The following is a 17,445-nucleotide window of genomic DNA, read 5'->3' on the forward strand; positions in this document are numbered from 1 at the left end:
TTGGATATCCCCGTATTCCGGAGGCGCCATGCTTCGTCCCCTGGCCGACGACGTCCACATCCTCACCGTCCCCTTCAAGCTGGGGAGCTTCGACCTGGGGGGCCGGATGACTGTCGTCCGCCTGCCGGACGGAGGGCTGTGGGTGCACTCGCCCGTCCGCTTCACCCCGGAGGTGCGCGCCCAGGTGGACGCGCTGGGCCCGGTGCGCTTCCTGGTGGCGCCCAACCTCATGCACCACCTGGCCATGCAGGACTGGGCGGCGGCGTACCCGGACGCGAAGGTAGCGGCGCCCGCGGGCCTCAAGCGCAAGCGGCCGGACCTGCGCATCGACCTGGAATTGGGTGACGCGCCGGACGCGGGCTGGGCGGGCGTCATCGACCAGGCCTTCATCCGGGGCATGCCGAGGCTGGACGAGTCCCTCTTCTTCCACCGTCCCAGCCGCACGGTGCTCGTCACGGACATGGCCTTCAACGTCCACCGCACGGGCTCGTGGTTCACCCAGACGTACCTGAAGCTGTGCGGCGCGTGGCAGCGGCTCTCGCCCACGCTCATCACCAAGGCCATCATGAAGGACAAGGCGGCGGTGCGCGCCTCGCTGGAGAAGGCGCTCGCGTGGGACGCGGAGCGGGTGGTGGTGTGCCACGGCTCGGTGGTGGAGACGGGCGGCAGGAAGGCGCTGGCGGATGGCTTCGCCCGGCTCTAGCGGAGGCGGGCGGAAGTCCCCGGCCGGGCGCCGTCGCGCCTCGCCTCGCGCCGAGGCACCCGCTGCCGACACGGAGGAGCGCGAGGCCCGCAAGGCGCGGCGCCAGGAGGGCCGGCGCAAGGTCATCCTCACCGCCGCGCGCACGGTGCTGGTGCGCGAGGGCATCTCCGGGCTGACGCTGGACGCGGTGGCCGCGGAGGCGGACCTGAGCAAGCCGTCGCTCTTCTACTACTTCCGCTCCAAGGAGGAGCTCGTCGGGGAGCTGGCGGTGGAGGGCCTGGCCCGCGAGGTGGAGGTGCTGGAGGCGGCGGTGGCCTCCGCGGACAGCGGGGTGGAGGCGCTCGCCGCGCTGGTGCGGGCCCGGGTGGACCTGTACGCGGAGGACCTGGACGCCTTCCGCGTCGTGTACCTCTGGCCCCAGCTGCTCGGCCGCCAGTCCGACGCGCAGCGCGAGCGCGTGTATGCGCTGAGCGCGCGGCTCAACGACGCGCTCGAGGCGCGGCTCCAGACGGACGCGCGCGCGGGCCGGCTCGCCCCGGGCTTCCAGCCACGCCGGCTGGCCAACGTCGCCTGGACGGTGGCGCACGGCCTGCTGTCGCTGGTGGCGGGGCTGGAAAATGCCGGTGGAAGCACGCGGCACACGTTGTCGCAACTGCGTGACGAAGCCTGTGCGCTGCTGCTGCGGACCGCCGTGCGCTGAGTGTTGCTGTGAACGCTTGCCGCGTCGCGCTATGAAGGGCCTTCATCCCAGTCGTTCGCCTTCAGGAGGCTTCATGCGGTCGTCTCGTTCGTCTCTCTGGATTGCCGGCACCATGGCGGCGTGCCTCGTCTCCGGCTCCGCCTTCGCCTACGCCACCGGTCAAACCGGCTACAGCGGCAAGCAGTCCGGCAACACGTGCATGAACTCGACCTGCCACACGGGCGGCACGCCGCCCACGGTGACGCTGGAGGGCCCGGACACGCTGGCGGCGGGCACCACCGGCAACTACACGCTCGTCATCAAGGGCGGCGCGGGCGTGCGCGGCGGCTTCAACGTGGCGGTGGACACCGGCTCGGTGGAGGCCGGCTCCGACTCCAGGAAGACCAGCGGCGAGGTGACGCACAAGGCGCCCAAGGCCTTCTCCAACGGCGAGCTCCGCTTCGACTTCACCCTGGTGGCGCCTTCCAGCGGCAAATTCATTCTGCTCTACGGCGCGGGCAACTCCACCAACTTCAACAACGAGCCCACCGGCGACGCCTCCGCGCAGACCACGAAGACCATCACCGTGACGGGTGGCGCCGTGGACGAGGGTGACGACGGGGGTGGCTGCTCGGCCGCCGCGGGCGCGCCGCTGCTGGGCGCGGTGCTGATGCTGCTCGGCGCCCGCTCGCGCCGCCGCAAGTAGCCCGCGCTGCCGCATCGCGTAGGCGGCCGCCTGCCCTGCGAACGGGCCCGGCGGGGTGGGGCGACAGCCTCCGGGGGCGCGGCCTAACATCCGCGCCCTTGTCCATGCACCTCCGCCGACTCCTTCCCATCCTGTTCCTGATGGGGCCGCTCGCGTGTGTGAGTGGCCCCGGCCTCCGTCCGCCGGAGGTCCCTGTCTCTTCCGTGCAGCGCAAGACGGGGGAGCTCCGGGTGATGACCTTCAACATCCAGTCCGGGGCGCACGGACTGGAGGGCGTGGCGGGCGTCATCCGCGCCTCGGTGCCGGACGTCGTCGCGCTGCAGGAGGTGGACGTCGGCTCCACGCGCGCGGGCGGGGTGGACCAGGTGGCGGAGTTGTCCCGCCTCACCGGCCTGCCGTACCGCGCCCACTTCCGCACCACGGAGCTGTATGGCGGCGCCTATGGCATCGCCCTGCTGTCGCGCTTCCCGCTGGAGGCGCTGGCGCAGTACCCGCTGCCGGTGCCTCGCGGCGCGGAGCCCCGCACGCTGGCCCACGCGGTGGTGCGGATGGACGGGCGCGAGGTGAGCATCTACCTCACGCACCTCATCCGCCGTCCCTTCAACGGGGATGCGCGCGTGCGCCAGAGCGCCCTGGTGGCCCGGCTGATGGCGGCGGACTCGCGGCCCAAGCTGCTGATGGGGGACCTCAACGACGACCCGGACTCGCGCCCCATCCGCCTGCTGCGGCGGGACATGCGCGACGTGGTGGCCGCCACCGGCGGGGCGCGCGGCACGTACCCCATGCCGTTCATCCTCCCCACGCTGCGCATCGACTACGTGCTGGCGTGTGAGGCCTTCACCCCGGTGTCCAGCCGCGTGCTGCACGTGGCGGTGTCGGACCACTACCCGGTGGTGGCGGACCTGCGGCTGAAGCCGGAGTCGCTTCCGGCGGTGGCCGAGCGCCCCGCCGAAGCGGGCGCCGTCGGCTCCGCGCCCTGATGCGCGAGGCCGCCTCGACAGCGCGCGGGGCGGCCGGGTGCGTCAGCTCGCGTTGAAGCGGTACAGCACTTCCTTGTCGCCCTTGCTGTAGCCCTTGAGCACCTGGTGCTGGAGATTCTTGGCGCCCAGCTGCGTCAGGCCGCCGAAGGCGAAGCCCATCACCGACAGCTCGAAGTACACGTGGGGCTTGGGCACGTTGGTGATGCTCAGGTCCGTGTGGCCCTGGCCGGGATGGACGTTGAGCTCTCCCTCGGTGAAGTAGCCCTTCCAGATGCCGGGGGTGAACAGGAGGAAGCGGCGCAAGTCACCCGGGCTGAACATCGTCTTGAGCTGGCCCTGGCTCAGCGCGTACTCGGCGGACTTGATGCCGAACTGCCACCAGGCGCTCTTGTTGCCGCCGTAGAAGCGGGCCAGCAGGTCCTCATTGAGATGGAGGAAGGCGTCCACCGGCATGCGCGTCACGGGCATCACCGGGTTGGCGAAGAACGGCTCCTTCTTCGCGAACTCCGCGAGGAAGGCCTTCCAGGCCGCCTCGCCGAAGGTCTGCACCATCATCTGCTGCCGCGCCAGGAACGCGACGCCTTTGACATCCATGCGTTGTCCTCCACCGCGGGCCCCGAGCGCGCCCGTGGACGTGTTCCCGGCGTGCTCCGGGCGCAGCCATTGTGCGCCGGACCTTGGAGGGTGGGAAAGAGGTAATGGTGGAAAATTGCAGCCTGTTTGCTAGTCGAGCTGGAGACCGCAGTCGGCGCAGGCCCCGGCGACGAGGGGGGCGGCGGTGCCGCAGGCGGGGCAGGGCGGCTCGCCCTCTTCGTCCTGGGCGGGCGGGGGCTGCATGAGGGTGCCTCCCGAGCCGAGCCCCTCGGCCTGGATGCTGTCCAGCCAGCGCTGCTGGAGGAGCGTGGCCACGCGAGGGCCGTCCTCGGGGCGCACCAGCACCTGGAACTTCGGGGTGCAGCCGACCTTGGCGCACGCCTCGCGGTGGACGAGCGCCGGGACGTCCGCGCCCAGGCAGGCGTCCACCAGCCGCCGTGCATCCATCAACGGCATCTCCGCGCAGGGCACCAGCTCCGCGTCGGACAGCACCTTCGCCGCGTCTTGCTCGGTCATCATGCGGCGGATTGGAGCGCAGCTGGGAGGCGCCCGTCTACTGTGCTCGTACGTTCGCCTGCCCTCCCGGCATGAGGGCGCGGGCGTGTGACAGTGGACTGTCAAACCCACCCCCGGAGAGGTGGCGCTGGGACGGCTGAATCCCCACCGTGCGTGCGATGTGACGCCCGCTGCCCGTGGGCCCGGGCGCCGCGGTGGGGGAAGCAACATGCGTCGTGGATGGGGATGGAGTGCCTGCGTGGCACTGGTGCTGGCGGCGTGCGGTGGGCCGGTGGAGCAGGGGGACGAAGGTGACTGGCAGGGGCCCTCGGAGACGGCGCCGCTGACGCCCGCCGAACCGATGCGAGCCCAGGCGCAGGCGACCTCGGCGGGTGGTGGCTCGCGCTGGCTCCAGTCGATGAAGGGCGTGGGCAAGGAGTTCATGGCCGGCGTGGGGCATGACTCGGAGGGCAACGCCGTGGTGGCGCTGAACGTGGCGGAGGGTGCCCCCAGCGACAGCCTCACGGACGGCGAGGGAGCGCTGGCCTCGTACCTGCCGAACACCTTCGTGGTGTCGAAGTACGGCGCGAGCGGCGAGCGACTGTGGTCCTTCCCCCTGCCAGGCTTCGCGGAGGCGCTCACGGTGGACTCGCAGAGCCACGTGCTCATCGCGGGCCGCAACCCTGCGGGCGTGGACTACGGCGGAGGGCCGCTGCCCGCGGGGCGCTTCATTCTCAAGCTGGACCGGGAGGGTGACTTCCTGTGGGCGTACAGCCTGGAGTCGCTGGGGGTGTCCTCGGGCTTCGTCATCCAGCGGATGGACGCGGACCGCTGGGGCAACGTGGCGGTGGCGGGCACGCTGCCGGACCTGGTGCTGCGCGACGTGCCCGCGCTGCTGAAGCTGGGCCCGGACGGTGACTTCCTGTGGCTGCACGCGGACAACCGGCAAGGCCGCGGGCGGAGCGTGGCGGCGGACAGCGAGGGCAACGTCTACCTGACGGGCTTCCACTTCGTGCGGGTGCGCGGGGACACGAACTTCCTGCCGTTCCTCCGCCGGCTGGACGCGGAGGGGAACACGGTGTGGGAGCGGACGCTCGCCACGGACTACGGCAATGCGAGCGGCGTCGCCGTGCACGGCAACCGTGTGCTGATGACGGGGGACTTCCTCAAGCCGCTGACGTTCAAGGGGCAGCGGTACAAGGCGAAGGGAAGCTGGAGTGATGCGTACGTGGCGGCGTTCGACCGCGACGGCAACGAGCGCTGGGTGCGGGTGCTCGGCTTCTCCGGGCTGGACGTGGCCATGGACTATGACGACGGCGCCGTCGTCGTCGGCCGGTACGAGGATGGGGATGACCTGGGCACGGGCCCCATGGCGGGCGTGCCGGGCGTGCAGTCCAACCTCTTCGTCGCGAAGCTGGACCGCGTGGACGGCGCGCTGCGGTGGGTGCGCGGCTTCGCCATGAACCACCCGGCCGGCACCGACGTGTCCGGGGACCGCTACTTCGTCTCGTCGCATTCCACCACCGGCGTGTGCGCCGTGGCGGGCTCGCGAATCGCGGCGGCGGACCTCGGCATGGGCATGATGCCGTCGCCGATGGGCGGCCGGCGTGACGCGTTCCTGGAGGGCTTCGACCCCTGAGGCCGGGGCGGAATGAACGTTCCTTCCAGCCACACCGCGCTCGCGACCCGGCCGGGGCGGGGCTACCGTGCCGCCGGTGCCGCCTTCCTCGCTGTCCCCCAGACAGGGTCTCCTCCGCCGCCTCCTCATCGTCGCGGCGGGAGCGCTGACGTGTGGCGTGTTCGGCCTGGCGTGGGTGGTGGACCGCTTCGGCCAGCGCGAGCGGGCGGAGTCCGCGGACGCGGTGGTGGTGCTGGGCGCTCGCGTGCTGCCCGGCGGCGTGCCCTCCGGTGCGCTGCGGGCGCGCACGGAGAAGGCCGTGGAGCTGTACCAGCGCGGCGTCGCGCCCCGGCTCGTCTTCTCCGGAGGCGTGGGCGTCAATCCCCCGTCGGAAGCGCGGGTGATGCTGGCGCTCGCGATGCGGCTGGGCGTGCCGGCGGAGGCGTGCATCCTGGAGGAGGAGAGCCACTCCACGGAGGACAATGCGCGCCTCGCCGCGAAGCTGCTGCGGACGCTGGGCGCGCGGCGCGTGGTGGTGGTCTCCGACCCGTACCACCTGCTGCGGGCGCGGCAGTACTTCCGCCTCAACGGCCTGGACGTAGCCACCAGCCCCGCGCTGGAGACCGAGCGCAACCTCAACGCGGTGGACCGCTTCTACTGGACGGTGCGCGAAGCCATCGCCCTGCTGCTGCACCCGCGCGTGCTCCTGGCCCGCGCACCCGAGGACGCGCCTACTCCGCCGGCACCGTGAGCGCGCGCAGCTCGCGCACGCCCCCCGGCAGCGCCACGCGCAGCAGCACCGTCTGGCCGGGCTTCGCCTCCCGCAGCAGCCGCATCAAGTCCCCGGCGCGGTGCACCGGCTTGCCGCCGGCCTCCACCACCACCATCCCCGGCGCCAGCTCCGAAGCCCCGGCCGCCGAGCTCTCGTCCACGTCCGTCACCAGCGCGCCCGTCGCCGGCAACCCCTGCGCGCGCGCGAGCCGTGCGTCCATGTCCGCCAGGCCCAGCCCCAGGCGCTGGTGCGCCGGCTGCTCCCGCTCCTCGGGATGGCTCCGAGACGCCACGCCCTCCAGGTCCGGCCGCGTGCCCAGCGTCGCCTTCACCTCCGCCTTCTTCCCGCCCCGGTAGACGGAGAAGGTGAGCGGCGTGCCGGGAGCCGTCAGCGCCACCAGGCGCGTGAGCGTCCTGCCCGAGTCGATGGGCTTCCCGTCCGCGGCGATGATGACGTCATCCCGCTGGAGTCCGGCCTTGGCGGCGGGCGTGTCCTCGGAGACGTCGGTGACGATGGCGCCCGTGCGCGCCGGCAGGCCGAGCGCCTCGCCCAGGTCCGCCGTCAAATCCTGCACGGACACGCCCAGCCAGCCGCGCGTGACGGCGCCGTTCTTCTCGAGCTGCGGCACCAGCGCGCGGACCAGGTTGCTGGGCACCGCGAAGCCGATGCCGGTACCCCCGCCGATGATGGCGGTGTTGATGCCCACCACCTCGCCCCGGAGGTTGAAGAGCGGCCCGCCGGAGTTGCCGGGATTGATGGCGGCATCCGTCTGGAGGAAGTCGTCGAACGGGCCCGCCTCGATGTCGCGGGCCTTGGCCGAGACGATGCCCAGGCTGACGCTGGAGCCCAGCCCGAAGGGGTTGCCGATGGCCACCACCCAGTCGCCCACGCGCAGCGCCTCCGAGTCGCCCAGCCGCACCACCGGCAGCGCCTTCGCGTCGGCCGGAAGCTGGAGCCGCAGCACCGCCACGTCCGTGAGCGGGTCCGTCCCCAGCACCTTCGCGCGCAACGTGCGCCCGTCGGGCAGCTGCACGTGAATCTCCAGCGCGTCCTGCACGACGTGGTTGTTGGTGAGCACCAGCCCCCGGCCGTCGATGATGAAGCCCGAGCCGACCCCCTGGCGCGGCGTCTCCTGGGGATGCGGGGCCTGGCGGCCAAACGGCGTGAAGGGCCCCCAGGGAGTGCCACCGAAGGGGGTGTCGCCCTCTTCGCCCCAGGGCGAGTCCTCCGACCCGCGGCGCGACGGCGCGGCCTCGCGGACCTCGACGTTGACGACCGCGGCCCTCACGGACTCCACCAGCGGGGCGACGGACGCGAGCGCGGAGCTCATGTCTGGAGGCATCGGCTGCTCGGCGGGAGCGCGGCCCCTGGTGTCGGACGAGGCCTCTTCCCGGGCCGCGGGCGGCGGAGCGGAGGAGGGCTCCTCGCTGCTCCGGCGGCAGCCCGCCAGCATGAGGACCAGCCCCAGCCCCGCCGTGAGCGTGCGTGTGCTGCGCTTCATGGCCTTCCTCCCTCCATTCAACGCCCGGCCCCGCGCGGGGCCGCCCTGCCCGCTCCTCCAGCGAAGCCCCGCTCGGGGACTCGTCCCGATGAACGCGCCCTGGCGCCGATGCGCACCGCCCGGGGAGTGCCTACGAGCTGAACCCTGATTCACCCTGCATGCGAAGGTGGGCAGGCGTGCCCGGAGCGCGGAAGGTCGACGGCCTCAGGCCGAGCGCTCGCGGGAGCTGGGGGGGGCCCCCGCCTGCGAGTCGATGCGGCGCAGGAGCTTCTCGAGGATGCGGAAGAGGGCCTTGCGGTCGCTGGTGTCGAGGATGCTGAGCAGCTGGCCCATGCCCTGGAGCGTGAAGCGCTCGAGCTTCTGCCAGGTCGCCTGCCCGTCAGGCGTGAGGCGGCAGCGGACGACGCGGCGGTCCGACGCGCTGCGCTCGCGCATGAGGTGGCCCTCGCGCTCCAGCCGGTCCACGACGCCGGTGACCGTCTTCTCCGTGACGCCCAGCCGCCGGGCCAGCTCGCCCATGGTGAGCGCGCCGTCCTGACCCAGCCACAGCAGGGCATGCACCTGCGGCGGCGTGAACTGGAGCTGCTCGCACGTGCTGGCGATGGGGTCACGGAGCGAACGACGCCGGCCCAGCGCGAGCAGCAGCTGCTGCAGCTTGTGCACGTCGGTCGAGACGTCTTCTTCCTCTTTATGGATATTCCGTGACACGGAGTATGCCTTAGCGGCCTGGGGGTTGCGGGTCAACCCGTTGTCGCGGCGGGGGCGCTCATGTGGACAATGAGCCCTCGCCTGCCCTGGAAAGTGAGAAGCACCCCATCATGCGTCCCTTCTCCCTCCTCTGCTCTCTTCTTCTCTCGCTGACCGCCATGCCCGCACTCGCGGAGAAGGCGCTGGTGTTCGCCGCGGCGAGCACCACCAACGCGCTCCAGGAGCTGGCGCCGGCCTTCACCCGGGCCACCGGCCACGAGGTGGAGTTCGCCTTCGGGGCGTCCAGCGACCTGGCTCGGCAGGCGGTCGCGGGGGCTCCGGCGGATGCCTTCCTGTCGGCGGATGCGGTCCGGATGGACACCCTGGAGAAGGCGGGGCTGGTGCAGTCCGGCACCCGGGTGGACCTGCTTTCCAACCGGTTGGTGGTGGTGGTGCCGTCCGACGTGAAGGGTCGGCTGGCGGGGCCGGAGGGCTTGAAGGGGGTGAAGCGGCTGGCGCTGGCGGACCCGGCGGCGGTGCCCGCGGGGGTGTACGCGAAGGCGTGGCTGGAGAAGGCGGGGCTGTGGAAGGCGCTGGAGCCGAAGGTGGTGCCGGCGCTGGACGTACGCGCGGCGCTGTCGGCGGTGGAGTCGGGGCGGGTGGACGCGGGCGTGGTGTACGCGACGGACGCGGCGCAGTCGAAGAAGGTGAAGGTGGCCTTCGCGGTGCCGGACGCGGACGCGCCGCGAATCACCTACCCGGTGGCGGCGCTGGCGAAGGGGAAGGTGCCGGAGGCCGGTCGGGCCTTCGTGCGCTTCCTGCAGACGGACGAGGCGCGCAAGGTCTTCGCGCGGCAGGGCTTCATCGTGCTCGGTGGGAAGGAGCAGCGCGCTCCGTGATGGAAGGCACGGCGGGGCTCGTCTTCTTCACGGTGACGGTGGCGGCGGTGGCCACGCTGCTCATCCTCCCGCCCGGGGTGGCGGTGGCGTACGCGTTGGCGCGGTGGGACGGGCCGGGCAAGGGGCTGGTGGAGACGGTGCTGGCGCTGCCCATGGTGCTGCCGCCCACGGCGGTGGGTCTGGTGCTGCTGGAGTTGCTGGCGCGCAACGGGCCTTTGGGACGGGTGCTGGATGCGTGGGGCGTGGAGGTGGTCTTCACGCCGAAGGCGGTGGTGCTGGCGAGCGCGGTGATGGCCTTCCCGCTGCTGGTGCGCTCGGCGCGCTCGGGATTCGAGGAGGTGGACCCGAGGCTGGTGGCGGTGGCGCGCACGCTGGGGGACACGCGGGCGAGGGCATTCTTCCGGGTGACGCTGCCGCTGGCGTGGCGCGGGGTGCTGGTGGGGGCGCTGCTGGCGTTCTCCCGCGCGCTGGGCGAGTTCGGCGCGACGGTGCTGGTGGCGGGCAACATCCCCGGGCGCACGCAGACGCTGTCGCTGGCCATCTTCCACCGCACGCAGCTGGGCGAGGACGCGGAGGCGTTGCGGCTCGCGGGCGTGGCGACGCTGCTCGCCTTCGTGGCGGTGTACGCGACGGAGGTGGTGACACGGCGGCGGGGACGGCGGGGGCGGGCGTGAGCCTGGTCCTGTCCCTCCGGCTTCCGTTGGCGCGCTTCACGCTGGAGGTGGAGACGCGCCTGTCGGGCGCTTCCGTGGCGGTGTTGGGGCGCTCGGGCTCGGGGAAGACGTCGCTGCTGGAGGTGCTCGCGGGGCTGCGGCGCGGAGCTCGGGGACGCGTGCAAGTGGGAGGGCGGGTGCTGTTGGACAGCGCTGCCGGCGTGGACGTGCCGCCGGAGGCACGGCGCATGGGCTACGTGCCGCAGGACGCGCTCCTCTTCCCGCACCTCACCGCCGGACAGAACGTGCGCTTCGGTGAGCGAAAGGGCCGGCCCTCCCGAGCAGAGGAGGCCATCTCCCTCCTGGAGCTGACGCCGCTGCTGCACCGCTATCCACCGACGCTCTCCGGTGGCGAGAAGCAGCGCGTGGCCCTGGCGAGGGCACTGGCCACGGACCCGGCGTTGCTGCTGCTGGACGAACCGCTGGCCGCGCTGGACGTGGCGCTGAAGGAACGGGTGCTGCCGTACCTGCTGCGGGTGCGCGACGAGGCGAAGGTGCCGATGCTGTATGTGACGCACCAGCTCGGCGAGGCACGAGTCCTCGCGCATGAAGCGCTGCTGCTCGACGAGGGCCGGGTCCGCGCGGTGGGCCTCGCGTCCGAGGTGCTGGGCACGACGGCACGTGGGCTGCTCGCGTCGGAGGGGGAGGGCGAAGAGAACATCCTGGAGGGCACGCTGGAGCGACCGGAGGGTGGCGGCCTGCGGTTGCGAGTCGCGGAAGGACTGGCGCTCTGGGTGCCGGACGCGCTGGAGCTGTCCGTGGGTATGCGCGCGGCGTACGCGGTGCCCTCCGAGGACGTGTTGCTCTCCATGGGCCCGCTGTCCGGAGTCTCCGCGCGCAACGTGCTCATGGGGACGGTGGCGAAGGTGGAGCCCGCGGCGTCGGGAGAGGATGCGGCCACGGTGGACGTCGCCGGCGTGAGCTGGGTGGTGCGGCTCACCGCGGCCTCCGTGCGTGAGCTGGGCGTGGTGCCGGGGGCTCGCGTGTACCTCGCGGTGAAGACCGCCGCGTGTCGCCGGCTGCGCTGAGCGGCGCTCCAGACTCGCCGCCATCGGGTAACAGAAACGCAGTCCTCCGGTGTTCGGGTGCTCGCACCACGTCACTCACTGGAGGACACGAAATGGGCAGGTATCGTTCCGGTCGGCTCGCGCTCGGCGCATCGCTGTGGTTGTTGCTCGCGGGATGCGGCAAGGACGAGCCCGAGGGCACCCGCTGCGAGCAGCTCGCGCCCCGGCTGCAGAGCGCGCTCGAAGAGGCGGCCGCGGCGGAGGACCTCCCCGGCATCACCGTCTCGCTCCGTCTCCCGGAGTGCACGTGGCATGGCGCCACGGGCCTGTCCCGGGTGGAGTCCGCCACCGCGATGAAGGCCGAGGACCGGCTCCGCGCGGGAAGCATCACCAAGACCTTCGTCGCCGTGGTGGCGCTGCAGCTCCAGGCCGAGGGAAAGCTGTCCCTGGACGCGCCGCTCGCGACGTGGCTCCCGGACTTCCCCCGCGCGGACCGCATCACCGTGCGCCAGCTCCTGAACCACACGGCCGGCACGGCCAACTACACCCAGAACCCGGACTTCCTCGCAGAGGCGATGGGCAACCCCGGCAAGGTGTGGGTGCCCGAGGAAATCATCGCGTACGGCGCGGCCCGTTCACCTTCCTTCGAGCCGGGAGCGAGCTGGGAATACTCCAACACCAACTACATCCTCGTCGGCCACATCATCGAAGCCGTGTCGGGCACCTCGCTGGCACAGCAGCTCCGCACGCGCATCATCGAGCCCCTGAGCCTGACGAGCACGGGGCTGGACGGAGCCGAAACGGTGCCGTCCCTCGCCGTGGGCGGGTACACGCGAGACCCGGAGAATGGCGCGTGGACGAACCTGGAGGGGTTGCTCCACCCATCCGCTGCGGGTGCGGCAGGCGCGCTGGTGTCGAGCGCGGACGACCTCAGCCGCTTCTTCGAGGTCCTCCTCTCGGGGGACCTGCTCACGGCGGAGCAGCGCGCGGAGATGTCCCAATGGGTACTGGCCCGGGATAACGAGGCGTCCGGCTATGGACTGGGCCTCGTGCAGTGGACGGACTCCGTGGTGCCGATGCAGGGCCACGACGGCAGCATCCCCGGCTTCAACGCCCTTGCGGCATGGCTGCCCACGCGGAAGGCCTCGCTGGCGGTAATGACCAATCACGAGGGCGCCCGGTTGCCAGGCCTCACGACGCAGAAGCTGCTGAAGGTCCTCACCGCGCCGTGAGCCCCCGCGTCAGCTCTCCAGCGTGGCCCCCAGCTTGCGCGCCCGCTGCTCGACGGCCTTCCGATGCCCGGTGCGCAGCTGATGGGCGACGACGAGGCTCGCCGGCTCGAGCCTGGCAATCTGGTCCAGGCCCCGCAGCACATCTCCCTGCACGAGCGCCTCGTGGGGCTCGTTCATCGACGTGGTGAAGACGCGGACCGAGAGCCTGCCCGAGGCGTCCCTCACGAAGTGGTAGCCGCTGCTCCAGTCATTGCCATCGTGGCGGACCATGCGGAAGGTGAGCTCGGGGACCTTCAGCTTCGGCACGAGCGCGAGGAGGGACATCGAGGACTCGGCACCGGAAGGGTCATGGCCGGAGAGGCTCATCCTCACCTGGAGTCGCTCCAGGCGCGCGACGAGGGGCGACGTGAGGAACTCGCGCGCCTGCCGCGGGTAGACCTGGAGGTCGAGCTCGCGAAGCCGCGGAAAGGCGTCCTTCGCCCTGGCGAATTCGAGCCACTCATCGGAGGCACTGCCATCCACGAGCGCCTCCAGCTGCGGCATCGCGGCGAGCGCCTCGAGGCCGACGTCGGTATGAGCGAGCGAGCGCAGCGACCTCATGACTTCATGCGTGGTGATGTCGTAATCGCCTTCCCCTTCGAGGTGCTCGACGGTGGCCCAGAGCGGGTGGCCGGCGGTCTTCTCGATGGCGCTTTCGAGCGCGCGTGAGTTGCCCTGCTTCAGCGCCGCGTGGGAGAGGAAGCCGCGCGAGAAGGTGCAGTCGGGCTTCAGCACGCCGTCGAGAGGACCGAGCAGCTCCTTGCGAGCCGTCTTGATGAGCTGCCGCTCCCGCTTCACCTCGGCCGGCGTGAGCGGGCGCCGCGCCGCTTCGAGCTGGAGGGCGATGAGCTCACCGCGAGGATGGCCCGCTTCGAGCAACACGTCCGCGAGCACGGCGCGCGCCTCGTCGTCTTCCGGCTTCGCGAGCACCTGCGCGAGGAGCGTCGCGGAGTCTGCCGAGCGCGCGGGCTTCGCGGCCTCGGCTTCTGTGCGGAGGGCCGCGTCAATCACCGTGAGCATCTTGCGGGTGTCGGCGGAGAGCGCCGTGTCTTTGACCGCGTCGAGCTGCGGACTGATGCGGTCGAGGTGCGCCGCGAGGAACTCCTCATGGGCCACCGCGAGGTCGTAGCCGGCGCGCGCCTTCACGAGACTCTCGGCGGCCCGGGCATCCAGGATGCGGCGCGCGAGCGGCGCCAGCCGTGTCCAGAAGGGACGGGCGCCGGTGCTCGTGAAGGGAGGGTCGGCGTACCGGTCCGCGACCCAGCGGTCGATGCGAGGGTCCATCGGCCAGCCTTCCAGCGCTTCGAGGCGCGGGCGTGCCTTGACCGACCCCTTGTCGAGCAACGTGTCGAGCAACGCCGACAGCACGGCGGCGTCCGGCTTGCTGGCGACGGCTTCCCACGCACCGGAAAGCGGCTGCCCGCCGGAGACCTTCGCGCCCACCGACACCACGCGGTCCGCCAGCTCACGGTGCGGCGCGGCCCGCCAGGCGTCGAGGAGCCCCGCGAGCACGGTGCCCCACTCGCCGCTGCCCGCGGCCGCCACGAGAGCAGCTTCCTTCGACTCGCTCTTCTTCGACATGGCCCCGCACTTTCCCTCGAAAGGGGGCCCTCCCGCTCGGAATCTCAGTGCCGTACCGGGCGCCGCCGGGACCGCGTGTCACCGAGCAGCAGGGCTCCTTCCGCGCGGCACTCGCGGGGCGTCATGCCGAACGCCGCCTTGAAGGCGCGGCCGAAGTGGGAGAGGTCCTGGAATCCCCACCGGAAGGCGATGTCCGCGATGGTGCGCTCCCGCAGCTCCGGGGCGAGCAGCGCCTGCCGGCACCGGGCGAGCCGCCGTGCGAGCACCCAGCGCATGAAGGACTCGCCTCCTTCCGCGAACAGTCCATGCAGGTAGCGCGTGGAGCAGCGGAAGTGGGAAGCGACGGTCGCCGGGCTCAGCGCGGGGTCCGCGAGGTTGCGCTCGGCGTAGTCGCGGATGGCGTGCCGCCGGGCCTCGCGCACACTCCTCGTGTCCGGCCGGGGTCCATCCTCCTTCGCGTTGAAGCCCACCGCGAGCAGCGACACCAGGATGTCCGAGAGCGAGCCGGAGACAGGCTCCGCGACTTCGTTGCGCGCGAAGGCGTTCACGTACGCGGACACGAGCGCGCCCGTGCCCTCGTTGGCCCGCAGCACGCTGCCAATCGACTTGTCCGCGTCCACGAGTCGCGGCCGGAGCGCGGCGTACGGCACGAGGATGACGACGCGGCGATACGCGGTGTCGAAGGAGAGTTGGCCGGGCCGCACCCCGTCGAGCAGCTCCACGTCGCCCGGCTGCGTCTGATACTCCGGCCGGCGCGGCTGCCGCACCGTGCAGACGCCCTCCAATTGCATGCAGATGAAGAAGCACTCGCGCGGCGCCCGGGCGATTTCCGTCTCCCCCCGGTACACCCGCTGCGAGGCCGAGTGCACGTGCGTCACCGACAGCGGCCCCGCTTCCCGATGGTCCAACCTGCCGAAGAACGGCTCGTTCCTGCGCTTCTGCTCCGTGCGCAGGCCGAGGAAGACCCGGCTCGCCGTCTCCTGCCAGTACTCCATCCGCTCCTTGGCGGAGACCATGTCGGTAGTGAAGACAGCAGGCAACGCGCACCCCCGGGCCGAGGAGACGGACGAGACCGCTGGCACATCATGGCCAGCGACCCCGTTCGCTTCCAGCATCCCCCAGGTACGGAGGTGTGCGGCAGCCATTGCCTCCTACCCGGGGGCTATGGGCCCGTCAGGCGGCTGAGCGTGAAGGGCGAGCGGTACCATGTGCCGCCCGGGAAGCTCACCTGCGTGGAGGCCGTCGCCGTCGAGGGCACCCCCGCCGAGCCGCTGACGGTGAACGTGCCCGCGGGCTGCACCGCCGTCGAGGGCGTCCCCGTGCACCCCGGGCACAGGTTGGTACCCGTCACGTAGCTCAAGCTGAACGAGAGCGACGTCGAGCCGCTGTCCACCACGCCCTGCACCCACGTCGGACGGGTGCCGTTGTAGATGAGGACGTTGGCGACGTGCACCGTCCCCCGCGAGTCGAAGAGGATGCCCCAGCCGGACTCCTGGGCGTTGTACCAGTTGCCGCTCAGGTTCATCGTCGTGAAGCCGCCGCCGAAGGCCAGCGGCTGGATGGGCTCGTTGCCCGACGCCGCGCCCTTCGTCCACACGTAGCGCCACTGCCCGGCGCTGAGGGTGAGCTTCGCCGTCCCCACCTTCGTGGCGGACGCACTCGAGCCATTCCAGTACGACTCGTAGAGGTCACCCGCCCACACGCCCGTCTCGGCGGTGAGGGTGCTCATGTACCAGATGGGCGCGCCAGCAGAGGTATAGGTGAGCCACGTGAGCGAGAGCGAATCGGTGGCGGCGTACTGGATGTCCAGGCCGTTGCCGTTGCGCGCCGGGTTGTACCAGTTGCCCTTCGCGGGCTTCGTCGGCAGCGGCGGGTAGATGGCGGCGGCGGCGTTGATGAGGCCCGTGCCGCACGCCTTGCACGGCAGCGGCGTGGCGGTGCCCTTGATGCGCGCGGTGACCTGCGCGGGCGTCATCGACGGCCGCTGGGAGAGGATGAGCGCCGCGAGCCCCGCGACGTGCGGTGACGCCATGGACGTCCCGCTGAGGTAGCGGTAGCAGTAGTCCCCCGGCAGCAGCGTGGTGCCCGCCTTGTACGCCGCCCACGTGGACACGGCGCCGTCCGTCCCGCTGTACGTCGTCCCGTCCACGGGGCAGCCGATGCCGTCGCCGTAGAAGGCGGGGCCGCCGCCCGGCGCGGTGACGTCGACCCGCTCCCCGCGGTTGCTGTAGGGCGCGAGCTGTCCGTCCCGTCCGCTCGCGGCCACGGCGATGACGCCGGTGCACGAGGCGGGCGTCACGTTGGCGGTGTCCGCCGTGTTGTTGCCAGCGGCGGCGACGACCACGACGTTCTTCTGCACGGCGTACGTCACCGCGCTCTGGATGTAGGCGTAGCCCGAGCACGGGGCCGTCCCGCTGGTCGTCCCGAAGCTCATGTTGATGACGCGCGCGCCGTTGTCCGCGGCCCACCGGATGGCGTTGCCCACGTTGCTCAGCACGGGCGCGTTGTTGTTGGACACCTTGACGGGCATGAGCTGGCAGCCCCAGCAGACGCCGGCGCCGCCGATGCCGTTGTTCGCATTCGCGGCGACGATGCCGGCCACGTGCAGGCCGTGGTGGTACGTGTCGTCGTCCGTCGGGTCCGCGTCGTTGTCACCGAAGTCGTAGCCCGCGGTCCACTTCCCGTTGAGGTCCGGGTGCGAGAGCCTGCCGGTGTCCAGCACCGCGACCTTCACCGAGCCGGTGACGCTGTTCCACGCCGTGGGCAGGTTGATGGCGGGGTAGTGCCACTGCTGCGCGTACAGCGGGTCGCTCGGCACCGCGAAGTACTCCATGTAGAGGTCCTCGTGCGCGTACTCGACGCGAGGGTCCGCGCGCAGCGCCTCGATGGCGCCGAGCAGGTCCGCCTCCTCCTCGGCGATGGACGCGCCCAGGCGCCGCTGCTCCGGCTCCAGCGACCAGAGCCGCGCGCCCCCGGCGAGCGCCTTGTCGTCCTGGGCCCGGAAGCCGCGAAGCGTGGGCGGAGAATCGCGCAGGCTCGCCTCGGCCGACTCCCGGAACTTCACGATGACGTGTCCCGGGACGAAGCGGCGCGCGGGCTCCCGCAGCGAGGCCTGTGCGTGGGACGGCGGAGAAGACGGTGGGGTGGGGGCTTCGCCGCACGCGACGAGGGACAGGGACAACGCCAGGGCACCGAGCCAGGGCGCTCGAGACAGGGACTTCATGACGACCTCCAGTGAC

At 71.7% G+C, this 17,445-nt stretch carries 17 protein-coding genes; 10 read left to right on the forward strand and 7 right to left on the reverse strand.

The annotated features are described in order from the left end of the window. Positions 1-28 precede the first annotated feature (28 nt). From G4D86_RS16460 to G4D86_RS16475, 4 genes are all read left to right on the forward strand, one after another. Positions 29-703, forward strand: coding sequence for a DUF4336 domain-containing protein (locus G4D86_RS16460; RefSeq protein WP_163994719.1), 675 nt, complete (start codon positions 29-31; stop codon positions 701-703). Then, the gene (locus G4D86_RS16465; protein WP_163994722.1) at positions 684-1,403 is read left to right on the forward strand and encodes a TetR/AcrR family transcriptional regulator; all 720 of its coding nucleotides are present in this window, start codon (positions 684-686) and stop codon (positions 1,401-1,403) included. Before G4D86_RS16460 ends, G4D86_RS16465 begins: the two co-directional genes overlap by 20 nt. Before the next feature lie 73 nt (positions 1,404-1,476). Then, positions 1,477-2,088, forward strand: a complete 612-nt coding sequence (locus G4D86_RS16470) for an MXAN_6652 family MXYO-CTERM-anchored protein (protein ID WP_163994725.1) — start codon at positions 1,477-1,479, stop codon at positions 2,086-2,088. Between the two features lie 203 nt (positions 2,089-2,291). Continuing rightward, positions 2,292-3,068 (forward strand): endonuclease/exonuclease/phosphatase family protein, encoded by a 777-nt coding sequence (locus G4D86_RS16475; protein ID WP_240360291.1) that lies wholly within the window; start codon positions 2,292-2,294, stop codon positions 3,066-3,068. 42 nt (positions 3,069-3,110) lie between these two features. Here G4D86_RS16475 and G4D86_RS16480 read toward each other — a convergent pair whose 3' ends face one another. Both G4D86_RS16480 and G4D86_RS16485 read right to left on the reverse strand, forming a co-directional pair. After that, entirely contained in the window at positions 3,111-3,662 is a 552-nt protein-coding gene (locus G4D86_RS16480) for a hypothetical protein (protein ID WP_163994730.1), read from the reverse strand. A gap of 129 nt (positions 3,663-3,791) precedes the next feature. Next, positions 3,792-4,181: a hypothetical protein gene (locus tag G4D86_RS16485; RefSeq protein WP_163994732.1), complete on the reverse strand. Its 390-nt coding sequence runs from the start codon at positions 4,179-4,181 to the stop codon at positions 3,792-3,794. A 235-nt stretch (positions 4,182-4,416) separates the two neighbouring features. On the opposite strand from G4D86_RS16485, the gene G4D86_RS16490 reads away from it, so the two are divergent. Further along, positions 4,417-5,796: an NHL repeat-containing protein gene (locus G4D86_RS16490; protein WP_163994734.1), complete on the forward strand. Its 1,380-nt coding sequence runs from the start codon at positions 4,417-4,419 to the stop codon at positions 5,794-5,796. A gap of 76 nt (positions 5,797-5,872) precedes the next feature. Beyond that, on the forward strand, positions 5,873-6,526 hold the full coding sequence (locus G4D86_RS16495) for a YdcF family protein (RefSeq protein WP_163995141.1): 654 nt from the start codon (positions 5,873-5,875) through the stop codon (positions 6,524-6,526). Here G4D86_RS16495 and G4D86_RS16500 read toward each other — a convergent pair. Both G4D86_RS16500 and G4D86_RS16505 read right to left on the reverse strand, forming a co-directional pair. Then, positions 6,507-8,048 carry a Do family serine endopeptidase gene (locus G4D86_RS16500; protein ID WP_163994738.1) on the reverse strand — a complete coding sequence of 514 codons (1,542 nt, stop codon included), beginning with the start codon at positions 8,046-8,048 and terminating at the stop codon, positions 6,507-6,509. The genes G4D86_RS16495 and G4D86_RS16500 overlap by 20 nt on opposite strands. 204 nt (positions 8,049-8,252) lie before the next feature. Continuing rightward, complete coding sequence (locus tag G4D86_RS16505) at positions 8,253-8,756, reverse strand: MarR family winged helix-turn-helix transcriptional regulator (protein WP_163994740.1); 504 nt, start codon at positions 8,754-8,756, stop codon at positions 8,253-8,255. Between the two features lie 110 nt (positions 8,757-8,866). Here G4D86_RS16505 and modA point away from each other — a divergent pair, with 110 nt between their 5' ends. The 4 genes from modA (at position 8,867) to G4D86_RS16525 (ending at position 12,586) form a co-directional block, all read left to right on the forward strand. Beyond that, positions 8,867-9,634 carry a molybdate ABC transporter substrate-binding protein gene (gene modA, locus G4D86_RS16510; protein WP_163994742.1) on the forward strand — a complete coding sequence of 256 codons (768 nt, stop codon included), beginning with the start codon at positions 8,867-8,869 and terminating at the stop codon, positions 9,632-9,634. After that, positions 9,634-10,308: a molybdate ABC transporter permease subunit gene (gene modB / locus G4D86_RS16515; protein WP_163995142.1), complete on the forward strand. Its 675-nt coding sequence runs from the start codon at positions 9,634-9,636 to the stop codon at positions 10,306-10,308. Before modA ends, modB begins: the two co-directional genes overlap by 1 nt. Continuing rightward, entirely contained in the window at positions 10,305-11,375 is a 1,071-nt protein-coding gene (gene modC / locus G4D86_RS16520) for a molybdenum ABC transporter ATP-binding protein (protein WP_163994744.1), read from the forward strand. Before modB ends, modC begins: the two co-directional genes overlap by 4 nt. Before the next feature lie 92 nt (positions 11,376-11,467). Further along, complete coding sequence (locus G4D86_RS16525) at positions 11,468-12,586, forward strand: serine hydrolase domain-containing protein (RefSeq protein WP_163994747.1); 1,119 nt, start codon at positions 11,468-11,470, stop codon at positions 12,584-12,586. A gap of 9 nt (positions 12,587-12,595) precedes the next feature. On the opposite strand, the gene G4D86_RS16530 is transcribed toward G4D86_RS16525, so the two are convergent. From G4D86_RS16530 to G4D86_RS16540, 3 genes are all read right to left on the reverse strand, one after another. After that, the gene (locus G4D86_RS16530) at positions 12,596-14,206 is read right to left on the reverse strand and encodes a TIGR02996 domain-containing protein (protein WP_163994749.1); all 1,611 of its coding nucleotides are present in this window, start codon (positions 14,204-14,206) and stop codon (positions 12,596-12,598) included. Between the two features lie 44 nt (positions 14,207-14,250). Then, positions 14,251-15,222 (reverse strand): helix-turn-helix domain-containing protein, encoded by a 972-nt coding sequence (locus G4D86_RS16535; RefSeq protein ID WP_163994752.1) that lies wholly within the window; start codon positions 15,220-15,222, stop codon positions 14,251-14,253. 146 nt (positions 15,223-15,368) lie between these two features. Further along, positions 15,369-17,429 (reverse strand): S8 family serine peptidase, encoded by a 2,061-nt coding sequence (locus tag G4D86_RS16540; RefSeq protein WP_163994755.1) that lies wholly within the window; start codon positions 17,427-17,429, stop codon positions 15,369-15,371. Between the last annotated feature and the right edge of the window lie 16 nt (positions 17,430-17,445).

Source organism: Pyxidicoccus caerfyrddinensis (genome assembly GCF_010894405.1).
In the GTDB taxonomy this organism is placed as follows: domain Bacteria; phylum Myxococcota; class Myxococcia; order Myxococcales; family Myxococcaceae; genus Myxococcus; species Myxococcus caerfyrddinensis.

Excerpts from the sequence above, each read along its gene's own strand:
- G4D86_RS16460 (WP_163994719.1), top strand. The coding sequence starts at position 29 with ATGCTTCGTCCCCTGGCCGACGACGTCCACATCCTCACCGTCCCCTTC.
- G4D86_RS16465 (WP_163994722.1), top strand. The coding sequence starts at position 684 with ATGGCTTCGCCCGGCTCTAGCGGAGGCGGGCGGAAGTCCCCGGCCGGG.
- G4D86_RS16470 (WP_163994725.1), top strand. The coding sequence starts at position 1,477 with ATGCGGTCGTCTCGTTCGTCTCTCTGGATTGCCGGCACCATGGCGGCG.
- G4D86_RS16480 (WP_163994730.1), bottom strand. The coding sequence starts at position 3,662 with ATGGATGTCAAAGGCGTCGCGTTCCTGGCGCGGCAGCAGATGATGGTG.
- G4D86_RS16485 (WP_163994732.1), bottom strand. The coding sequence starts at position 4,181 with ATGATGACCGAGCAAGACGCGGCGAAGGTGCTGTCCGACGCGGAGCTG.
- G4D86_RS16500 (WP_163994738.1), bottom strand. The coding sequence starts at position 8,048 with ATGAAGCGCAGCACACGCACGCTCACGGCGGGGCTGGGGCTGGTCCTC.
- modA (WP_163994742.1), top strand. The coding sequence starts at position 8,867 with ATGCGTCCCTTCTCCCTCCTCTGCTCTCTTCTTCTCTCGCTGACCGCC.
- modB (WP_163995142.1), top strand. The coding sequence starts at position 9,634 with ATGGAAGGCACGGCGGGGCTCGTCTTCTTCACGGTGACGGTGGCGGCG.
- G4D86_RS16525 (WP_163994747.1), top strand. The coding sequence starts at position 11,468 with ATGGGCAGGTATCGTTCCGGTCGGCTCGCGCTCGGCGCATCGCTGTGG.
- G4D86_RS16530 (WP_163994749.1), bottom strand. The coding sequence starts at position 14,206 with ATGTCGAAGAAGAGCGAGTCGAAGGAAGCTGCTCTCGTGGCGGCCGCG.
- G4D86_RS16535 (WP_163994752.1), bottom strand. The coding sequence starts at position 15,222 with ATGGTCTCCGCCAAGGAGCGGATGGAGTACTGGCAGGAGACGGCGAGC.
- G4D86_RS16540 (WP_163994755.1), bottom strand. The coding sequence starts at position 17,429 with ATGAAGTCCCTGTCTCGAGCGCCCTGGCTCGGTGCCCTGGCGTTGTCC.